The sequence below is a fragment of the Mesorhizobium kowhaii genome, assembly GCF_003253745.1.
In the GTDB taxonomy this organism is placed as follows: domain Bacteria; phylum Pseudomonadota; class Alphaproteobacteria; order Rhizobiales; family Rhizobiaceae; genus Mesorhizobium; species Mesorhizobium kowhaii.
This window is the reverse complement of the sequence record NZ_MZXV01000051.1, coordinates 287229-305302: the sequence shown is the minus strand read 5'-3', so window position 1 is coordinate 305302 and position 18074 is coordinate 287229. Positions and strand designations below refer to the sequence as shown.

The 18074-nt window shown below is 61.9% G+C and carries 19 protein-coding genes; 5 read left to right on the top strand and 14 right to left on the bottom strand.

Annotated features, from left to right (window positions below; all coding sequences use genetic code 11):
- Positions 1–18 precede the first annotated feature (18 nt).
- The 8 genes from bamA to B5V02_RS23965 all read right to left on the bottom strand — a co-directional run bounded on the left by bamA (position 19) and on the right by B5V02_RS23965 (position 8643).
- Positions 19–2385 (bottom strand): outer membrane protein assembly factor BamA, encoded by a 2367-nt coding sequence (gene bamA, locus B5V02_RS24000; protein ID WP_111546535.1) that lies wholly within the window; start codon positions 2383–2385, stop codon positions 19–21.
- Between the two features lie 217 nt (positions 2386–2602).
- Complete coding sequence (gene rseP, locus B5V02_RS23995; protein ID WP_111546534.1) at positions 2603–3745, bottom strand: RIP metalloprotease RseP; 1143 nt, start codon at positions 3743–3745, stop codon at positions 2603–2605.
- Positions 3746–3848: 103 nt separating this feature from the next.
- Positions 3849–4664 (bottom strand): phosphatidate cytidylyltransferase, encoded by an 816-nt coding sequence (locus B5V02_RS23990; protein WP_111546533.1) that lies wholly within the window; start codon positions 4662–4664, stop codon positions 3849–3851.
- Positions 4661–5395, bottom strand: coding sequence for an isoprenyl transferase (locus B5V02_RS23985; protein WP_111546532.1), 735 nt, complete (start codon positions 5393–5395; stop codon positions 4661–4663). The genes B5V02_RS23990 and B5V02_RS23985 overlap by 4 nt, the downstream gene beginning before the upstream one ends.
- 34 nt (positions 5396–5429) lie before the next feature.
- The gene (gene frr / locus B5V02_RS23980; protein WP_111546531.1) at positions 5430–5984 is read right to left on the bottom strand and encodes a ribosome recycling factor; all 555 of its coding nucleotides are present in this window, start codon (positions 5982–5984) and stop codon (positions 5430–5432) included.
- Between the two features lie 110 nt (positions 5985–6094).
- Positions 6095–6817, bottom strand: coding sequence for a UMP kinase (gene pyrH, locus B5V02_RS23975; RefSeq protein WP_111546675.1), 723 nt, complete (start codon positions 6815–6817; stop codon positions 6095–6097).
- Between the two features lie 162 nt (positions 6818–6979).
- Positions 6980–8086: an aldo/keto reductase gene (locus B5V02_RS23970; RefSeq protein WP_111546674.1), complete on the bottom strand. Its 1107-nt coding sequence runs from the start codon at positions 8084–8086 to the stop codon at positions 6980–6982.
- 20 nt (positions 8087–8106) lie between these two features.
- On the bottom strand, positions 8107–8643 hold the full coding sequence (locus B5V02_RS23965) for a nuclear transport factor 2 family protein (protein WP_111546530.1): 537 nt from the start codon (positions 8641–8643) through the stop codon (positions 8107–8109).
- Positions 8644–8758: 115 nt separating this feature from the next.
- Here B5V02_RS23965 and B5V02_RS23960 point away from each other — a divergent pair, with 115 nt between their 5' ends.
- Positions 8759–9679 (top strand): LysR family transcriptional regulator, encoded by a 921-nt coding sequence (locus B5V02_RS23960; RefSeq protein ID WP_111546529.1) that lies wholly within the window; start codon positions 8759–8761, stop codon positions 9677–9679.
- 31 nt (positions 9680–9710) lie between these two features.
- Here B5V02_RS23960 and tsf read toward each other — a convergent pair whose 3' ends face one another.
- From tsf to B5V02_RS23930, 6 genes are all read right to left on the bottom strand, one after another.
- Complete coding sequence (gene tsf / locus B5V02_RS23955; RefSeq protein WP_111546528.1) at positions 9711–10634, bottom strand: translation elongation factor Ts; 924 nt, start codon at positions 10632–10634, stop codon at positions 9711–9713.
- Positions 10635–10743: 109 nt separating this feature from the next.
- Positions 10744–11526, bottom strand: a complete 783-nt coding sequence (gene rpsB / locus B5V02_RS23950; protein ID WP_023777441.1) for a 30S ribosomal protein S2 — start codon at positions 11524–11526, stop codon at positions 10744–10746.
- A 176-nt stretch (positions 11527–11702) separates the two neighbouring features.
- Entirely contained in the window at positions 11703–12314 is a 612-nt protein-coding gene (locus B5V02_RS23945; protein WP_111546527.1) for a LysE family translocator, read from the bottom strand.
- The gene (locus tag B5V02_RS23940; protein WP_111546673.1) at positions 12311–12589 is read right to left on the bottom strand and encodes a DUF4031 domain-containing protein; all 279 of its coding nucleotides are present in this window, start codon (positions 12587–12589) and stop codon (positions 12311–12313) included. Before B5V02_RS23940 ends, B5V02_RS23945 begins: the two co-directional genes overlap by 4 nt.
- Positions 12590–12648: 59 nt before the next feature.
- Positions 12649–13941, bottom strand: a complete 1293-nt coding sequence (locus tag B5V02_RS23935; RefSeq protein WP_111546526.1) for a lysophospholipid acyltransferase family protein — start codon at positions 13939–13941, stop codon at positions 12649–12651.
- Positions 13942–14058: 117 nt separating this feature from the next.
- Complete coding sequence (locus B5V02_RS23930; protein ID WP_111546525.1) at positions 14059–14886, bottom strand: cell envelope integrity EipB family protein; 828 nt, start codon at positions 14884–14886, stop codon at positions 14059–14061.
- Between the two features lie 139 nt (positions 14887–15025).
- Here B5V02_RS23930 and B5V02_RS23925 point away from each other — a divergent pair, with 139 nt between their 5' ends.
- The 4 genes from B5V02_RS23925 to B5V02_RS23910 all read left to right on the top strand — a co-directional run bounded on the left by B5V02_RS23925 (position 15026) and on the right by B5V02_RS23910 (position 18027).
- Complete coding sequence (locus B5V02_RS23925; protein ID WP_111546524.1) at positions 15026–15490, top strand: RidA family protein; 465 nt, start codon at positions 15026–15028, stop codon at positions 15488–15490.
- Between the two features lie 14 nt (positions 15491–15504).
- Complete coding sequence (locus B5V02_RS23920; RefSeq protein ID WP_111546523.1) at positions 15505–16233, top strand: glycerophosphodiester phosphodiesterase; 729 nt, start codon at positions 15505–15507, stop codon at positions 16231–16233.
- 55 nt (positions 16234–16288) lie between these two features.
- Complete coding sequence (locus B5V02_RS23915) at positions 16289–17503, top strand: GNAT family N-acetyltransferase (protein WP_111546522.1); 1215 nt, start codon at positions 16289–16291, stop codon at positions 17501–17503.
- Between the two features lie 92 nt (positions 17504–17595).
- Positions 17596–18027, top strand: coding sequence for an HIT family protein (locus B5V02_RS23910; protein WP_111546521.1), 432 nt, complete (start codon positions 17596–17598; stop codon positions 18025–18027).
- Positions 18028–18074: the final 47 nt, after the last annotated feature.

Sequence of the window (18074 nt, the reverse complement as noted above, 5' to 3'; positions counted from 1 at the left end):
AGCATCGTTGGCCGTCGATCAGAAACGGGTCGATATGCCGAAGTTGAATTCCTGCACGTTGTCGGTTGCTTCCTTCTTGACCGGGATCGCATAGTCGATACGGATCGGACCGAACGGCGACGCCCACATCAGGCCGAGGCCGACCGAGGCGCGCAGCTTCAAGTCAGTCGAGGTCTGAGCGACAGCCGTGCTGAGCTTGCTGCCATAGAGCGTTGCAGCGTCCGCGAACACAGCGCCGCGCAGGCCGAAGCTCTCCGGAATGACCGGCAGCGGGAACTGGGCTTCCGCCGAGGCGTTGAAATACGTCGTGCCGCCGAGATGGTCACCGGTAATACTGTCCGCCGGGCCAATACCGCCATACTCGAAACCGCGGATCATGCGGTCGGTGCTCTGAAACTGGTCGAAGATACGGAGGCCGTCTCCACCATAACCCTCGACATGACCTGCGCCAGCCGAGACGAGTCCAACCAGATCGAACTGCTCCGAAAGAGTCTGGTAGACGCTGCCGCGCCCGGTCACTTTTACGTACTTGGCATCGCCGCCGACACCGGCGAATTCGGCTGTCGTGGTGGCGTAGATGCCTTCGTGCGGGTTCTTCATGTCGTCGATGGTGTTGTAGACCAGCCCGAGGCTGATCGACGACTTGATCCATGGGCTTTGCTCGATGCCATCGAGGATCGCCGTTGAAACACTGCAGCCGGCGTCGGGAATCCCGTCACCATTGGCGTCGCAGCTGTCATCCAACTCATATTTTTCTTGCGAGATGTTGTACGCCAGCTGGGTCGATATACTATTGGTGATCGGCAGGCCGAAGCGCACCGTAGCACCCGTGGTATCGCTGTCGTAGTTGTCGTATTCCCGCGTCTGCTTGTAGATGTCAAAGCCGGCGGCGATGCGCCTTCCGAGGAAATAGGGCTCGGTGAAAGACAGGCTGTAGTCGCGCGAATTCTTGCCGCCGCCCGCCGACAGCTTGATGAACTGGCCGCGGCCGAGGAAGTTGCGCTCGGTGACCGAACCTTCGACGGATGGGCCCGCCGTGTCGCCGCCGGTTGAATAGCCGGCGCCGACCGAGAACTCACCGGTCGACTTCTCGACAACGTCGACCACCAGCACGACCTGGTCAGGCTGTGAGCCCGGCACGGTCGAGATATCGACTTTTTCAAAGTAATTAAGATCTTCCAGGCGCTTCTTCGCGCGCTGGATGAGAACCTGATTGAAGGCGTCACCTTCGCTGACATCGAACTCGCGGCGAATGACATAGTCACGCGTGCGATCGTTTCCGCGGATCTCGATGCGCTCGATATAGGCTTTGGTGCCCTGGTCGATGGTGTAGACCACCGAAATGGTGTGGTTCTCGAAATTACGGTCGCCGCGCGGCGTCACCTGCGCGAAGGCATAGCCGGAACCGGCCACCTTCTCGGTCAGCGCGACGATGGTGTCCTCGACGTCCTTGGCATTGTAGACGTCGCCCTTGCGGGTCTCGACCACCGATTCCAGCGACTTGCTGTCGACTTCCGGGATTGTGCTTTCGACGCTGACATCGCCGAACGTGTAGCGGTCGCCTTCCTGGACGGTGATGGTGACCGTGTATTTGTTCGTCGTGTTGTCGAGTTCGCCGACAGCGGACACAACCTGGAAATCGGCATAGCCATGATTGTAATAGAAGCGGCGCAGCAGCTCCTGGTCGGCGCGCAGCTTGTCGTCGTCATAAACGTCGTCGCGCAGGATGAACGAAACCCAGGATGAGCGCTTGGTATTGATCACATCTGACAGGCGGCGGCTGGAATAGGCGCTGTTGCCGACGAAATTGATCGCCGCGATCTGCGTGCGGTCGCCTTCAGTAATGTTGAAGACCACGTTCACGCGGTTGTCGCCAAGCTGCATGACCTGCGTGGTCACAGTCACATCGTCGCGACCAATGCGCCTGTAGGCAGCCTTGACCGCCTCGACGTCGGCATCGAGCGTCGCCTGCGAAAACGTTCCGCGCGGCTTCAGCTGCACCGCCATCGCCAGCGCATTGTCCTTGAGCTTCTTGTTGTTCTGGAACAGCACCTGGTTGACGACCTGGTATTCGGCGACCTTGACCACCAGCGTCGAACCGACCTGGTTGATCTGCACATCCGAGAACAGGCCCGTGCCGAACAGCGCCTTGATCGCACTGTCGATATCGGAACTGGAGAAGGCCTTGCCCGGCTTAATGGTGATGTAATTGCGGATGGTATCAGCGTCGACACGCTGGTTGCCGCTCACTTCGACTCTGCTGACGACAGCGGCTTCGGCCGCCGATGTGGCAACGAACTGCACTGCGAGCGCGCCTGGCACGACAAGAGCCGCGGACAGGGTCACCGCGGACGCGGCGCTCAGAAACTTGGATGCTGCCTTCATCGGGCTTAATAACCTTTTCTCGTAGTCCCCACGGCGAGAAAACCGGACGTGCGGTAATTTCTCCTACCGTATTAACCGGATTTTCCCTACACGCAAGGCTTCTGGTTAATTTGAATTTACTTAACCTCGCGGCGTGGCTTTCGCGTCACTCATATCCCCGTGCATGGTAAACGGCGTCTCAACATCGCCCATGCCAAAGCCAAATTTCTTCATGATTTCAGCATCCAAACAGATCGTTCCAGAAAACGAAACCCATGAAGCACAGCACCAGAAGCAGCCCGGCCCGATAGGCCATTTCCATCATCCGATCCGACACAGGCCGGCGAATGACGGCCTCCACCCCGTAGAACAAGAGATGGCCGCCGTCGAGAGGGGGAATCGGCAAAAGGTTCAAAAACCCGATGCCAACCGACAGCAGCGCAACCAGTTGCACGAGCCATTCGAACCCCAGTTTCGCCGCCTTGCCGGCCATGTCGGCGATCTTCACCGGGCCGCCCAGCTGACATTTGTCCTCGCGCCCGACAACGAAACGCTGCAGGAACTGGCCAGTGCGCTGGATGACGTGCCCGGTTTCCTCGACCGCCGCTGCAACTGCCCCGACGGGCGTGTAGGTGACGAGCCGTGGCTGGCCGAGTTCCTTGTTGTTTACGACGCCGATCACGGCGACCTTGACCTTGTTGCCGAGCGCGTCTTGCTGTTCCATCAGCCGCGGCGCCGCGGTCACCGTGACCTCCTTGCCGTCGCGCAGCATGACGAAGGTGATGGTGTCGCCGGCGCGGCCGGAAACCAGGCGCTGGACGTCACCAAAGGTTTCGACCTTGCTGCCGTCGACGCTGACGAATCGGTCACCGGGCAGGATACCGGCTTTCGCCGCCGGGCTGTCAGCGGTCACCTCTGCGACCATGGGCTCCGCTACATAGCGGCCATAGGCGGAAAACAACACGGCGAAGACGACGATCGACAGCAGGAAATTGAACAGCGGCCCGGCGACCACCGTCGCCGCGCGCTTCCAGATCGGCTGCGTGTGAAAGGCGACCTTGCGCTCCTCCTCGGTCAGCGTTTCGATCGCTTCCGAAGTGGGCTGGCTCGAGGTGGCGTTCATGTCGCCGACGAATTTGACATAGCCGCCAAGCGGTATCGCGCACAGTTTCCAGCGCGTGCCGTGGCTGTCGTTGAAGCCGAAGAGCTCCGGGCCGAAGCCGATCGAGAAGGCCTTGACCCCAATGCCACACCAGCGCCCGACCAGGTAATGGCCCATTTCATGGACGAACACGACCACGGTCAGCACAAAGAGGAACGGCACGAGCGTGCCGAGGACAAAGCCTTCTGTGCTGAAAAGCGCGTGAAGAATCTCGTTCAAGATAAACCCTCAAATTCTTCCGCGACGCGGTAGCGCCGTGACTGTGGCATCAATCCAGGCGAATCCAAGGCACGGCGCGCATCGGACCCTGAAATGATACCACTCAAACGGGAAACAGACCCTGCGCCGGATGATCGGCGGTCGCCGAAATCCAGCCGATGAAGTATAGGGCGAAAGCCGCCGCGACAAGCCCGTCGACACGGTCCATGACGCCGCCATGGCCCGGGATGAGCGCACCCGAATCCTTGCGGCCGTGGCGGCGCTTGACCCAGGATTCAAACAGGTCGCCGGCCTGGGCGACGATCGACAGCACCAGCGCCACCAGGCCGAGCAATGCCAGATTGCCGACGCCGGCAACCGCGGCCAGGATAAGCCCGGCTACAACACCGCCAACAGCGCCGCCGAGCGCGCCGCTGCGCGTCTTGCCGGGCGAGATCGACGGCGCCAGTTTTGGGCCGCCGACGGCACGGCCAACGAAGTAGGCAAAGATATCGGTGGCCCAGACGATCGCGAACAGGAACAGGATGGCGACGAGGCCTGAACGATCACCATCGCGCAACAGGGCAAGCGACAGGCCGGAAACGCTGGCATAGGCAAGACCGGCCGCATCCCATTGCCCGCTCTTGCGAACCGAGGCGGCAATCGCCGTTGCGGCAACCATGACCACGGCAAGCGGCAGCAGCAACGATCCGGCAAAGCCAACGATCAAGGCGCCAATGAAAACAACCAGCAGCGCTTCCGGCAGGAAACCAAGGCCCGTGGCCTCGGCCGGGCGCGACATGCGTGTCCATTCATAGAAGATCACCGCCGCCATCACGGCACACAGCAACCGGAACGGCAGCCCCCCAACCCAGGTCAAGCCAAGGGTGATGATGGCAAGCACGACTGCCGAAATGACGCGAAGCTGGAGATTGCTCATCCTGCGGCCGGTCGCGAGGCAACGTCCTGCGGGCCAAGTCCCCCGAAACGGCGTTCGCGGCTGGCAAATTCGCGCAAGGCCTCGGCAAGATGCTCGCGGCTGAAGTCGGGCCAGTAGCAAGGCAGGAAGACGAGCTCGCTATAGGCAGCCTGCCACAGAAGGAAGTTCGACAGCCGGAGCTCACCGCTGGTGCGGATGACCAGTTCCGGGTCGGGAATGCCTTGCGTGTCGAGAGCGCCGGCAAAGCTTTCGGCGGTGATCGCCTCGCTGTCGAGTTCGCCACGCGCCACGGCTGCGGCAAGCTTGCGCGCCGTGCGCACGATCTCGTCGCGTCCGCCATAGTTGAAGGCGATGACCAACGTCAGCGCTTCATTTGCGGCGGTCAGCGATTCGGCCTCGTCGAGCAGCCCCCTGATGTCGGATTGCAGCCCTGCCCGGTCGCCGATGATTCTGACCCGCACACCGCTCTGGTGCAAGTCGGCGAGATCACGGCGGATGAACAGTTTCAGCAGGCCCATCAGGTCGCTGACCTCGGACTTCGGCCGCGACCAGTTCTCCGACGAGAAGGCATAGACAGTCAGGAAAGAGATGCCGAGCCCGGGTGCGGCGCGCACCGTCTTGCGCAGCGCTTCGACACCGGCCCGATGGCCAGCAAGACGAGGCATGCCGCGCGCCTTGGCCCAGCGTCCGTTTCCGTCCATGATGATCGCGACATGCGCGGGCGTTGCCATGTTCTCGCTTTCGGGTCAGCCGATGGCCAAAACCCTAAACCTGCATGATTTCAGCTTCCTTATCGGAAAGCAGGTGGTCGATGGTGCTGATCGTTTCGTCGGTAAGTTTCTGGACCTGGTCGGAGCGCTTGCGCTGATCGTCCTCGCTGATGTCGCCGTCCTTTTCCGCCTTCTTCAGGAAATCCATGCCATCGCGGCGCACATGGCGCGCGGCGACGCGGGCGTTCTCGGCGTAGCCGTGCGAGATCTTGACCAGTTCCTTGCGGCGCTGCTCGTTGAGCTCGGGCAGCGGAATCCTGAGATTGGTGCCGTCGACGATCGGGTTGAAACCCAGATTGGATTCGCGGATGGCGCGATCGACCGCGCCGACCATCGACTTATCCCAGACCGACACCGAGATCATGCGCGGCTCCGGCACCGAGACGTTAGCGACCTGGTTGATCGGCATGCTGGTGCCATACGCCTGCACCTGGATCGCGTCGAGCAGATTGCTGGAGGCGCGACCGGTCCGCAGCGAAGCCAGATCATGCTTGAACGCAGCGATTGCCCCATCCATGCGCCGCTTGAGATCGTCGTACTCACCACTCATCCTAATCTCCTCGACCCGTCTAGCGCGGGTTCACTGCTTCGGGGCAAGGCCCCGTATTCGAGCCTGATTTTCGAAAACCGGCTTCCCTTTTTTCGGGATCAGGCCCCGGATCAATCGTCCGCGACGACCGTGCAGCGGCCGCCGCCCCTCAGAATATCGCCAAACCCACCTTTTTCGTGGATCGAATAGACGATTATCGGAATGTTGTTTTCGCGCGCAAGTGCAATCGCAGCCGTATCCATGATGGAGAGGCCGCGTTTTATGACTTCGCCATGGCTGATGCGCTCGAAACGCGTCGCATTCGGGTCCTTCTTCGGGTCCGCCGAGTAGACACCGTCGACCTGAGTGCCCTTGAACAGCGCGTCGGCGCCGATTTCAGCCGCGCGAAGTGCGGCAGCCGAATCAGTGGTGAAGAACGGATTGCCGGTGCCGCCGGCAAAGATCACCACCTTGCCCTGGTTCATGTAGGCGGTTGCCTGGCGCTGTGAGAAACTCTCGCAGAGTTCGGGCATGGCGATCGCCGAAAGCACCACGGCGTCGACACCGATCTTGTTCAGCGACGTGCGCAGCGCCAGCGAATTGATGACCGTGGCAAGCATGCCCATGTGGTCGCCGGTGACGCGGTCACCGCCCTTGGAGGCAACGGCCACGCCGCGGAAGATGTTGCCGCCGCCGATGACGACGCCGACCTCGATACCCAAGGCGCGGGCCTCGGCGATATCGGCGGCGATGCGATCGACGACCGAAACGTCGATGCCGAAATGCTGTTCGCCCATCAACGCTTCGCCCGACGCTTTCAACAAGACACGTCGGTAGAGGGGCTTCACCGTCATCTGGTCCTCGTCATTTTGCATGTGACGCGTTTCCGGGTGGCTACCCTCGCGCAGGCGCCGCTCCGAAACATGGCGCGATGCCGTGTTCCGATACACGAAGGGCGCCGCGATGTCACGCGGCGCCCGAGCCGGAAATTCGAGATCGAGACGCTCTGCCAATCATTAACTCACGCCGGCAAAAGCGCCTTTCATGAGCAGGTCCGGGAAGTAGCCGACCGGCTTGTCGCCGACCGCCTGGCCGCCTGTGAGGCCGCCCTGGATTTCCGGACCAAAGAACGAATACGGGAACGGCGTGACCGGCCGGCTGACTGCGTCGAGCCTTGCCAGAAGCTCCGGCGGGATGTCGAAATCCAGCGCGCCGAGATTGTCCTTGAGCTGATCCAGCCTGGTCGCACCGATGATCACCGAGGCGACACCGGGCCTGGTCGCCGCCCAGTTCAAGGCGATTTGGGCCATGCCGCGGCCGAGTTCGCCGGCAACCTTCTCCAGTTCGGCTACGATTGCCCAGTTGCGGTCGGTGAATTTCTGGAAGCCAGGATTGGTCGAACCGCGCATCGTCTCCAGCCTGCCATCGGCCTTATTGGTTGTATCTGAACGATATTTGCCACTCAGAAGGCCGCTTGCCAGCGGGCTCCAGACCATGATGCCGGCGCCGTAGCGCGTGCCGAACGGCACGAATTCATGCTCGATGTTGCGCTCGGCCAGCGAATATTCGAGCTGCAACGCCGAAACCGGTTCATAGCCGCGCTGTTCGGCGACGGACTGCGCCCTGCTTGCGTACCAAGCGGGAACGTCGGAGAGGCCGACATGGCGGATCTTTCCGGCGCGCACCAGATCGTCAAGCGTCCGCATCACCTCTTCCGGCGAGGTCAGCCTGTCCCAGGCATGCAGGATATAGAGGTCGATATAGTCGGTACCGAGCCGCTTCAGCGAGCTTTCGACGGCGCGGATGATGTTCTTGCGGCCATTGCCGCCGGCATTCGGATTGCCCTGCTCGAAATTCATGCTGAACTTGGTGCTGATCACCGCCTTGTCGCGCAGGCCGCGCTCGGCGATGAACTCGCCAAGCCAGGTCTCGGAGGTGCCGCCGGTATAGGCGTCGGCGGTGTCGAAGAAATTCCCGCCTGCCCCGACGTAGGCATCGACCAGGGCGCGCGCCGTCTCCTTGTCGGCGCCCCAGCCCCATTCGGTGCCGAAGGTCATGGTCCCGAGTGCCAGGCGGGTCACTCGCAGCCCGCTGTTGCCAAGGGTGTAGTAGGACATGGTCATGATGTCGTTCCGATCCTTGTTCAATGCAGATCTTGTCCGGGGGTCGTCTTGACCCACGGATTGCCGCGCTCATGCGTCATGCGGAATGTGAAGCCGTCCACTATCCAGCCGGCGCCCGAACGGGTCAGATGGTGTTCGTAGGTGCCCCAGACTTCCCAGAGCGGGTCGCCATTGCCTTCCATCCGGTTCCAGGCATAGGCGTTGGAGAAGACGGTCGCCGCGTTGGCGTCGATGGCGACCTCGTGGTTGGTGCGCAGATGCAGGCTGGTCTTGCTGCCCCTGAGGTTCGCTGCCCAGGTTCCGATCAGGTCGTCGGAGGCGATGGTGGCCGGTGGCTGCCCGCTCAGGCTGCTGAAGTCGACGGCGACGCGGTCGGCGAAGTAGCTGCGGGCGAGCCGCCAATCCTGGGCATCGACGGCGCGATCGATGGCATCGGCGATGCGGATGACGGCACGCTCATCAGCGAGCGCCATTTCACGGGATGGTTCGGCCCCGCCGGCATCGACAGGCGCCAGCGCAAGTCCCGCCGCGAAGGTAGCGTACTTCAATGCATTCATGTCTCTTCTCCTTTGCGCATCGGCCCGCCGCCGATCTGTTGGCGACAATGTGGGCCAGCGCGCTGGCGTCGATAAGATTGCATTATCTGCATGGACTATGCGATATCGTGCATGAATGGACCGCGATCTGCTCAGCCATCTTCCTGTCATCGTCGCCGTGGCGCGGCGCGGCGGCTTTGCGTCGGCCGCCGCAGAGCTTGGCATGAGCCCTTCGGCGGTCAGCCACGCGGTGCGCCTTGTCGAAGAGCGGATCGGCCAGCCGCTGTTTGCCCGCACCACGCGCAGCGTCGCGCTGACCGAGGCCGGCGAAGCGCTTGTGGCGGCGGCGGAGCCTGCACTGAACGACATCACCGACAGGATCGAGCGCATTCGCTCTGTGAAAGGCAGAGCGAGCGGTCTGCTCAAGATCAATGTGCCGCGCCTTGCACTGCCGCTTGCCCTGATGCCCATCCTGTCGGCAATGGCCGAGCGCTATCCCGAGGTGACGGTGGAGGTGTTCACCGATGAGCGCATGAGCGACATTGTCGGCGAAGGCTTCGACGCCGGCATAAGGCTGGGCGAGATGATTGCCGAGGATATGGTGACGGTGCGGCTGACCGGGCCGTTCCGAACGGTCATCGTCGCCTCCCCCGCCTATGTCGGCCGCCACGGAAAGCCGCGAACGCTGGCTGACCTCTCCAACCACAACTGCATCGGCTATCGGCTGTTGCGATCGCGCGCGCTCTACCGCTGGGACCTGTCCGACCAGGGCAAGGATATCGGCGTCGAAACGCGTGGCAGCGTCGTTGTCACCGATCCGCTGTCAGCGCGCGACATGGCGTTGGCCGGCATCGGGCTGGCCTATCTGTTCGAGCCGCTGGTCCGAGCCGACATCCAGGCCGGACGGTTGGTCGAAATCCTGCGCGAAGCCGCGATCGACGAGCCAGGGCTGTTCCTCTATTTTCCGCGCCGGGCGTCGATGGCGCCGAAGCTCAGGGCCTTCATCGACATCGCACAAGAAATCGGCCGGGCATCCCTGCGGACACCCGGCCGATAAATCTCGTCGGAAGGATAGCAGCCGCGACGGCTTACTTCTTTACCGCCGCCGCGACTTCCGCCGCGAAATCGGTCTCTTCCTTCTCGATGCCTTCGCCCAGCGCAAAGCGCAGATAGGCGGTGATCTTGGCCGGCGCGCCGATGTCCTTCTCGGCATCCTTCAGCGCCTTCTCGACGGTGATGTCGGGATTGAGCACGAAGGCCTGCTTCAGAAGCACGACTTCCTCGTAGAACTTGCGCAGACGGCCATCGACCATCTTCTCGATGATCGCTTCCGGCTTGCCGGACTGGCGCGCCTGATCGGAGAAGATCGCCTTCTCGCGCTCGATTGCCGCCGGATCGAGTTCTTCGGTGGTCAGCGCCATCGGGCTGGTGGCGGCGACATGCATGGCGACCTGGCGCGCGAAGGCATTGGCGGCATGCTCGTTGCCAGTGGTCTCGATGGCGACCAGCACGCCGAGCTTGCCGAGGCCATCGGCAACCGCGTTATGGACGTAGGTGGCGACTGCGCCATGCGGAACGGTAAGCTTGGCCGAACGGCGGAAGCCCAGGTTCTCGCCGATGGTGCCGACGGCGTCCTTGATGGTGTCGGTGACCGACTTGTCCGAACCCGGATACTTGGCCGCTGCAACCGCCTCGGTCTTGCCGCCATAAGCGAGCGCGACCTTGGCTACGTTGGCAACGATCTCCTGGAACGCGGCGTTACGAGCAACGAAGTCGGTCTCGGAGTTGACTTCGACGACGGCGGCTTCGCGCGGGCCGGAATCGACGCCGATCAGGCCCTCAGCCGCGGTGCGGCCGGCCTTCTTGTCGGCCTTGGAAATGCCCTTCTTGCGCAGCCAGTCGATGGCCTCTTCCATGTTGCCGTTGGTTTCGTTCAACGCCGCCTTGCAATCCATCATGCCCGCGCCGGTCAAGTCGCGGAGTTCTTTGACCTGTGCAGCCGAAATGCTCATTGTCGCCTCTTTGTTTTAAATGCACCGACGCACCATCGAACCTCGATGATGCGTCTGTTTAGCGTGCCAAAATATGAGAAAGATGAAGGCCGCTAACGGCCTTCGATTATCAAGCTTCGGGGGCTTCCGACGCCGGGGCCGGATCGAGCGCCGGTTCGACCGGAGCTTCAACCGAAGCGCCGATGTCGACGCCGAGCGCGCCCTGCTGGCGGGCGATGCCGTCGATCGCAGCCTTGGCGATCAGGTCGCAATAGAGCTGGATGGCGCGGGCGGCGTCGTCATTGCCGGGGATCGGGAAGTCGATCTTGTCCGGGTCGCAGTTCGAATCGATGATGGCGACGACCGGGATGCCGAGGCGCTTGGCCTCGAGGATGGCGATCGCTTCCTTGTTGGTGTCGATGACGAACATCAGGTCGGGCGTCGAGCCCATGTCCTTGATGCCGCCCAGCGCCTTGTCGAGCTTCTCGCGCTCGCGGTCGAGGTTGAGGCGCTCTTTCTTGGTCAGGCCCTGGGCCTCGCCGGCCAGCATCTCGTCGAGCTTGCGCAGGCGCTGGATCGAGTTCGAGATCGTCTTCCAGTTGGTCAGCATGCCGCCGAGCCAACGCGAATTGACATAGTACTGGGCCGAACGCTGTGCCGCATCAGCGACGATGTCGGACGCCTGGCGCTTGGTGCCGACAAACAGCACGCGGCCGCCCTTGGCGACAGTGTCGGAAACCTGCTTCAGCGCCTGGTGCAGCAAAGGCACCGTCTGCGAGAGGTCGATGATGTGGATGTTGTTGCGGGCGCCATAGATGTAAGGCGCCATTTTCGGGTTCCAGCGGTGGGTCTGGTGGCCGAAGTGAATGCCAGCTTCCAAAAGCTGGCGCATGCTGAAATCAGGCAGTGCCATTCTTAGTTCCTTTCCGGTTAGCCTCCACGGACACAGGCATTTTTGGACTTTGTCCTCGAACGCCACCGGAGGTTTCAGCCGGATTTCTCCCGGGCAGACACCAAAGTCCGTGTGTGGAATGAGCGGGCATATAGAGGGGATGCGGAACAAACGCAAGCCGTGTGGCGCTTCACCACTCAGCGTGCGGCAATCAGTGCTCCGGTGCCGATCATTGCGCTGCCGGCAAATCTGTTCATCAGGCGCATGCGTCTTGGCGTCCTGAACCAGCCCGAAGCCCGCCCGGCAAGTGCAGCATAAATACCCATGGTGAGGATGTTGACACTGATCACGACGGCGACCACCAGCAGGCCGTCGGCAAGGGTCATGGTGTTGAGGTTCAGGATCAGCGGCATGATCGAGGCATGGAACAGGATCGCCTTCGGGTTGCCCAGCGCGATGGATGCGCCGAGGAAGAACGATCGCGATAATCTCGCCTGCGACGCCTGTGGTTCATCCGGCTGCGTGGCGGCAGCTCGCCACATCCTGATGCCGAGAAAGACCAGATAGGCGGCGCCTGCATATTTCAGCAGGAGAAAAACCCATTCGAAAGTCTGCGCCAACGCCACCAGTCCGAGCAATGCCAGGGTGACCAGCACGGCATCGCCGGCGGCGACGCCAACTCCGGCCATGAACGCACGAAGGAACCCGCGCGAAACACCGTTGGTGATGACCGCGAACATCGCTGGTCCTGGCGTTGCGGCTGCAAGCGTGATCGCGGCGCAATAGGCCAGAAATGCCGTTGGTGTCATGGCCGAGCCTTTCCATTGGGCACCCGCACCCGCCGGAAGATCGCGACGATCTCCTCGCGGCTGCATTCGATGGCGCCGAGCCGCACCGCACGGTCGCGCTCGAAGCCGGTTATGTCATAATGCGGCGCCGATGTCTTGGGCGGTCCCTGGTAGGACGAGCGCTTGACGCCGAGCAGTGCTGCAAAGCGATGCAACTCATCAGTGTCGTCGGCCATCAGATGGCACCAGCGATGGCCGGCCCAGTTCCAGATCGCCGCGTCGACATAGACCGCCATGAAGCTTGCCGTCTGCCTTCCATCCTTCACGACAGTCGGCCACACGGCCCGTCTGGATATCAGTGACGATAGAATGGATTCGGGTAGAAAATGAAGCTGCCAGTGGCTGCAAGCTCAGCCACCGTGCTGGCGACTGTGTCCTGCATGCGACGGTGCAACTCGGCAACCGCATCGTCGACCGAGCCGGCATATTCGTGCAGGCCGAGTGGATCCGGCACCCGGATGTGGGCGCGACGCGGCCCGGCCGGCTGCGGAATGAAGCGGTTCATCGTGTCACGCAACCCGCCTTTGCAATAGTCGTTGCGAATCCGCTTCAGGTGCTCGGCGATCTCCTCCGGCGTGATGCGCGGATTGGCCGAGGCCCAGGGCCCGACGCGTTGCAGCCTCTGAATTGTATCGGCGAGCGCGCGGACCTTCTTTTGCCTTTCCGCATCGCCGGTGTTTTCGCGCTGCCAGCGACGTGCCCGCCGCAGAAGATCGTCGGTGACGACCGTATCGACCGCGATGCTTTCGCCAAGCCGGCGGCCGAGCTTGGCGACCAACGCCTTCTGACGCTCGGCATAGGTCGCCCCTTCATTGGATGACAGGCCCCACGCGGCTTCGTCGCGGGCCAGCAGCGTCGAATAGATATGGTGGATGCGCTGCGGCAGCGTGTCGGTCGCGTGGTGTTCTATTTTCAGGCTTTTCTCGACATAGGTGCATTCCTTCGCCAGCGCCGTTTCGACATTCCTGGTGAAGGCCAGTTTCCAGACGACGGGAGCGATCCAGACCTGGAAATCGGGATCTGCCGCGCGGCCACGGTTCAACGCTTCCAACCCCATCTCGACGGCACCTGGCAGCAACGGCGCCACGATGTCGGCATGCCAGCCGACGCCGCCTTCGGGATGCAGCAGCACGCCATGGCCTTTCAATGCCCAGGCGACGGAGTGTTCCTTGGCTGCCGCGCTGTTGCCGGGAATCTGGGCGATCAGATTGTTGGCCAGCCAGAATTTCTGCATCAGCCGGCCAAGGCCGTTGACGACGCCATTTGTTGCCCAGGAGGCCGCAAGCGGGCTGACCTGCGACACGATCTCCTTGTCGATCATCCAGTCGGTGAAGAACTCGGGATGGTTGGGCGTGATGAAGGTCGCCTTCCCCGCCCCGCAACTGGCCCTCAGCCGCTCGAGGTCGGCGTGGGGAAAGTCGATATGGCGGACATTGGCGACGCCGCGCAGCCCGGCCAGGCGGTTGAACGGCAAGATATCGCGGAAGCCCGGTATCCCCCGCAGCATGACGATCCGGTTGACTGATGTCATGGCCCTGATCAGTGCCGGGTTGGGCTTCGGCGCCACGAAGACATCGATCCTGCTCAAGCTGCTCCCCCCTTGCGTCTCGACGCCGGGGAGGAAGTTGAGAGACGATTGCGGCACGTTCAAGTCGTTCACCACGACAACGCCGTATCGTGGTGAATCAACTGGCCAGCTAAGGCACTATTTGGTCGGGCAGGTTTTCGACTGGTCGAACAGCGAAAGATTGACCAGCTTGCCGGTCATCGAGAAGTCGCCATAGTCCATGACGAGGTCGCGGGTGATGCCGTTCTCGTGCAGCTTGAAGCTGATCCGGTATTCCGGCACCTCTTCACCTGTCTTGTCGGTGTCGTCGAAATAGGCGATGTCGACCGGCCAGTATTTGTCGGTGGCGAGCTTCGCCAGTGCCGGAGCCTCCGGGTCGGCCTTGTCGGCATCGGTTTTCTTGCCGACGACGACGGTGGTGGTCATCACCTTGTTGGCGTCTTCGGAACCGTCGAAGAGATTGGTTTCGTAGAAGTTCTCGCCCTTTTCGGCCTTGCCGATCAGTTCGACCAGATGCTGGGTCGGGAATTGGGTCATAGCCAGCTCAAGGCTGTTCTTTTCAGGCTTGTCGATATCGACCTTCAACCCCTTGGTCCCTTTCGTGGCGATACCCTTGACCTCCTTGTCGAGGTTCTGGTCGACGAAGGACTTCGTCACGAACGAAAAGGTCTTACCTTCGGCGTCCTCGAAAGTGGTCGTCTGCTGGTCGGTCAACTTCGTGTTGTCGTTGGTGACGATCTGGGTGACGAAACGAAACTTCACCGTATAGCCTTCACAGGCCGAGCCGTTGAACTCATAGACCATGCGGCCGGATATGCCTGTGATGCCGGATTGATCGGATGCCTTGTTGAGGGTGAGGTCGTAAACGGCGCGGTGGGCTTGCAGCGCCGGCACGGCGAAAGCAGGACCTATCGAGAAGGCCGCCGACAACAGGACGGCATGGAACGCAAGGCGCTTGGCGCGCATGAGGTACTCCGATCGTCGCGGCTGATGGCAGGCCGCAGGGAAAGATGGTCCAGCTTAAAAAAAGTCGTGGCGGAAGCGAGGCAAAAATAGCAATTTCGGCCCCGGCCAGCGCGGCGTCACCAAGCAATAGGGAAATACCATGAGTGAAACAATCGAAAAGCGGCTAAGCGATCTGGGCGTGACGCTTCCTGTCGCCGCCGCGCCCGCCGCCAACTACGTGCCCTATTGCAGGACCGGCAATCTGCTGCTCACCGCCGGGCAGTTGCCGCTCAAGGACGGCAAGCTGCAGGCGAGCGGCCTGCTCGGCCGTGACGTCGACACCGCGGCCGGCAAGGACGCGGCAAAATACTGCGCGATCAACATCCTGGCGCAGGCCAAGGCCGCACTCGGCGACCTCGAGAAAATCCGCCGCCTGGTGAAGATCACCGTCTTCGTCGCCTCGACAGCCGATTTTGTCGAACAGCATCTGGTTGCCAACGGCGCCTCCGATTTCCTGGTTGCAGCACTTGGCGAGCGCGGCAAGCATGCCCGCTCCGCCGTCGGCACCGCCTCGCTGCCGCTTAATGCCGCAGTGGAAATCGAAGCGATCTTCGAAGTCGAGTGAGCCAGGGGACAACCATGACTGACCTATCCTGGCTGACCGCCCGGCCCGTGGCCCATCGCGGCTTTCACGACATGAACAAGACGCGTTGGGAAAATACGCTTTCCGCCTTCGCAGCCGCGGCCGAGCGCGGCTACGCCATCGAATGCGACGTGCACCTGTCGTCGGACGGTGTTCCCGTCATCATCCATGATGGCGACCTGCAAAGGCTGACCGGACAGGACGGCTTCGTCTGGCAACGCACCGCGGCCGAGCTCACGGCACTCAAGGTCGGCGGCACATCGGATCACGTGCCGACGCTGCAGGAAGCGCTCGACCTGGTCGATGGCCGCGTGCCGATGGTCATTGAGCTGAAAGGCATCCCGGGCCGTGACGAGGGTCTCGTGGCGATCGTCGGCAAGATGCTCAAGCGTTACAAGGGCAAGGCGGCGATCATGTCGTTCGACCACTGGCTGATCCGCGATTTTCCGAAACACGCACCGGGCATTCCGGCCGGACTGACCGCCTACGGCAAGGACGTCAAGCTGATCGAGGCGCATTTCGCCATGCTGGCGCACGAGATCACGTTCACCTCCTATGCCGCCGGCGACCTGCCGAACCGGTTCGTCAGCTTCGTGCGTGAAAAACTGAAAATGCCGGTCATCACCTGGACCGTGCATGACCAGCCGGCGGTCGACCTGACCATCAAATATGCCGACCAGATGACATTCGAAGGGTTCGAACCCGACCTGGTCAAAGTCGCCTGAAGTCGGTGTCTGAAACGTGACTTGTACCCAGCCGGACGGAGCTTAAATAAGCCGCATGGATCAAGGCGACGACGGCGATGACCAGACAGCGAATGCGGACTATTTGATCCGCGTCGCCGCTGGCATCGGCGCTTTCACCCCGGATGAGTGGAACAGCCTCGGTGGGACCACGCGCGGTGACACAGAAAACGGCTACAACCCGCTCGTTTCATACGCTTTTCTGAGCGCGCTCGAAGAGTCCGGCTGCGCCGTGCGGCGCACCGGCTGGCAAGGTCATCATTTGCGACTGGAGACCGCGCAAGGCAAGCTGCTCGGCGCGGTCCCATGCTATCTCAAGTCGCACAGCCAGGGCGAATATGTGTTCGATCATGGCTGGTCGGATGCCTTCGAACGCGCCGGCGGCCACTACTATCCAAAACTGCAATGCGCGGTACCGTTCACACCGGTCACCGGCCCTCGCCTGCTGGTAACCAAGGGCGAGGATATCGGCACGGTCAAGGCCGGGCTGGCGGCGGGCCTTAAGGCGGTCACGCAAAAACTCAGTGTCTCTTCCGCGCATGTCACCTTCGCGCAGGAGAGCGACGTGGAGGTGCTGGAAGCGGCAGGGTTCCTGCATCGCACCGACCAGCAGTTCCATTTCTTCAACGAAGGCTTTTCAACCTATGACGACTTCCTCGCCACCCTTGCCTCGCGCAAGCGCAAGGCGATGAAGAAGGAAAGGCGCGAGGCGCTGGCCAACGGCATTTCGATCGACTGGCTGACCGGCAAGGACCTCACCGAAAAGGCCTGGGACGACTTCTTCGCCTTCTACATGGACACCGGCAGCCGCAAATGGGGCCGGCCCTATCTCAGCCGCCAGTTCTTCTCGCTGATCGGCGAACGCATGGCCGACGACATCCTGCTGGTGATGGCCCGGCGCAACGGGCACTACATTGCCGGCGCCATCAATTTCATCGGCTCCGACGCACTCTACGGCCGCAACTGGGGCTGCATCGAGGACCATCCCTTCCTGCATTTCGAGGTCTGCTATCATCAGGCGATCGACTTCGCCATCGAACGCAAGCTGAAGGTTGTCGAGGCAGGTGCGCAAGGTGAGCACAAGCTGGCGCGCGGCTACCGGCCGGTGACCATGCATTCGGCGCACTACATTGCGCACCCCGGCTTGCGCAACGCCGTTGCCGACTATCTTAGGCGCGAACGGCACGAGGTGGAGCGGATGAGCGAATATCTGGAAGAGCACACCCCATTCCGCAAGGATCTGGAGGAATAGCGACCGGGCTGCCCCGATGGCAGCGGCGACGATCGTCTTGCCGACTTTCGACGGCTTCGCTACACGAAAAGGCACAATCCGGAGCGTTTGCCATGGCTGAGGCCGCCTATGACACCGACAACATCTTCGCCAAGATCCTGCGCGGTGAAATTCCCTCGCACCGCGTCTACGAGGACGAAGCGGTCGTCGCCTTCATGGATGTGATGCCGCAGGGGCCGGGCCATACGCTGGTGGTGCCGAAGGCGCCGTCGCGCAACCTGCTCGACGCCGATCCGTCAACGTTCGGCACGCTCTTCACGGTCGTCCAGAAAGTGGCGCGGGCCGTCAAACAAGGTTTTGGCGCCGACGGCGTCACCATCATGCAGTTCAACGAGCCAGCCTCGGGGCAGACCGTCTATCATTTGCATGTGCATGTCATCCCGCGCTTCGACGGCATTCCCCTGAAACCACATACGGGCGGGATGGAGAAGCCGGAATTGCTGGCGCAAAACGCCGAAAAGATACGGACGGCGCTGCTGAGTTGACGCCGCAGGTTCCTTTACCGACCTGCAAAACCGTTTCAAATAAAAAA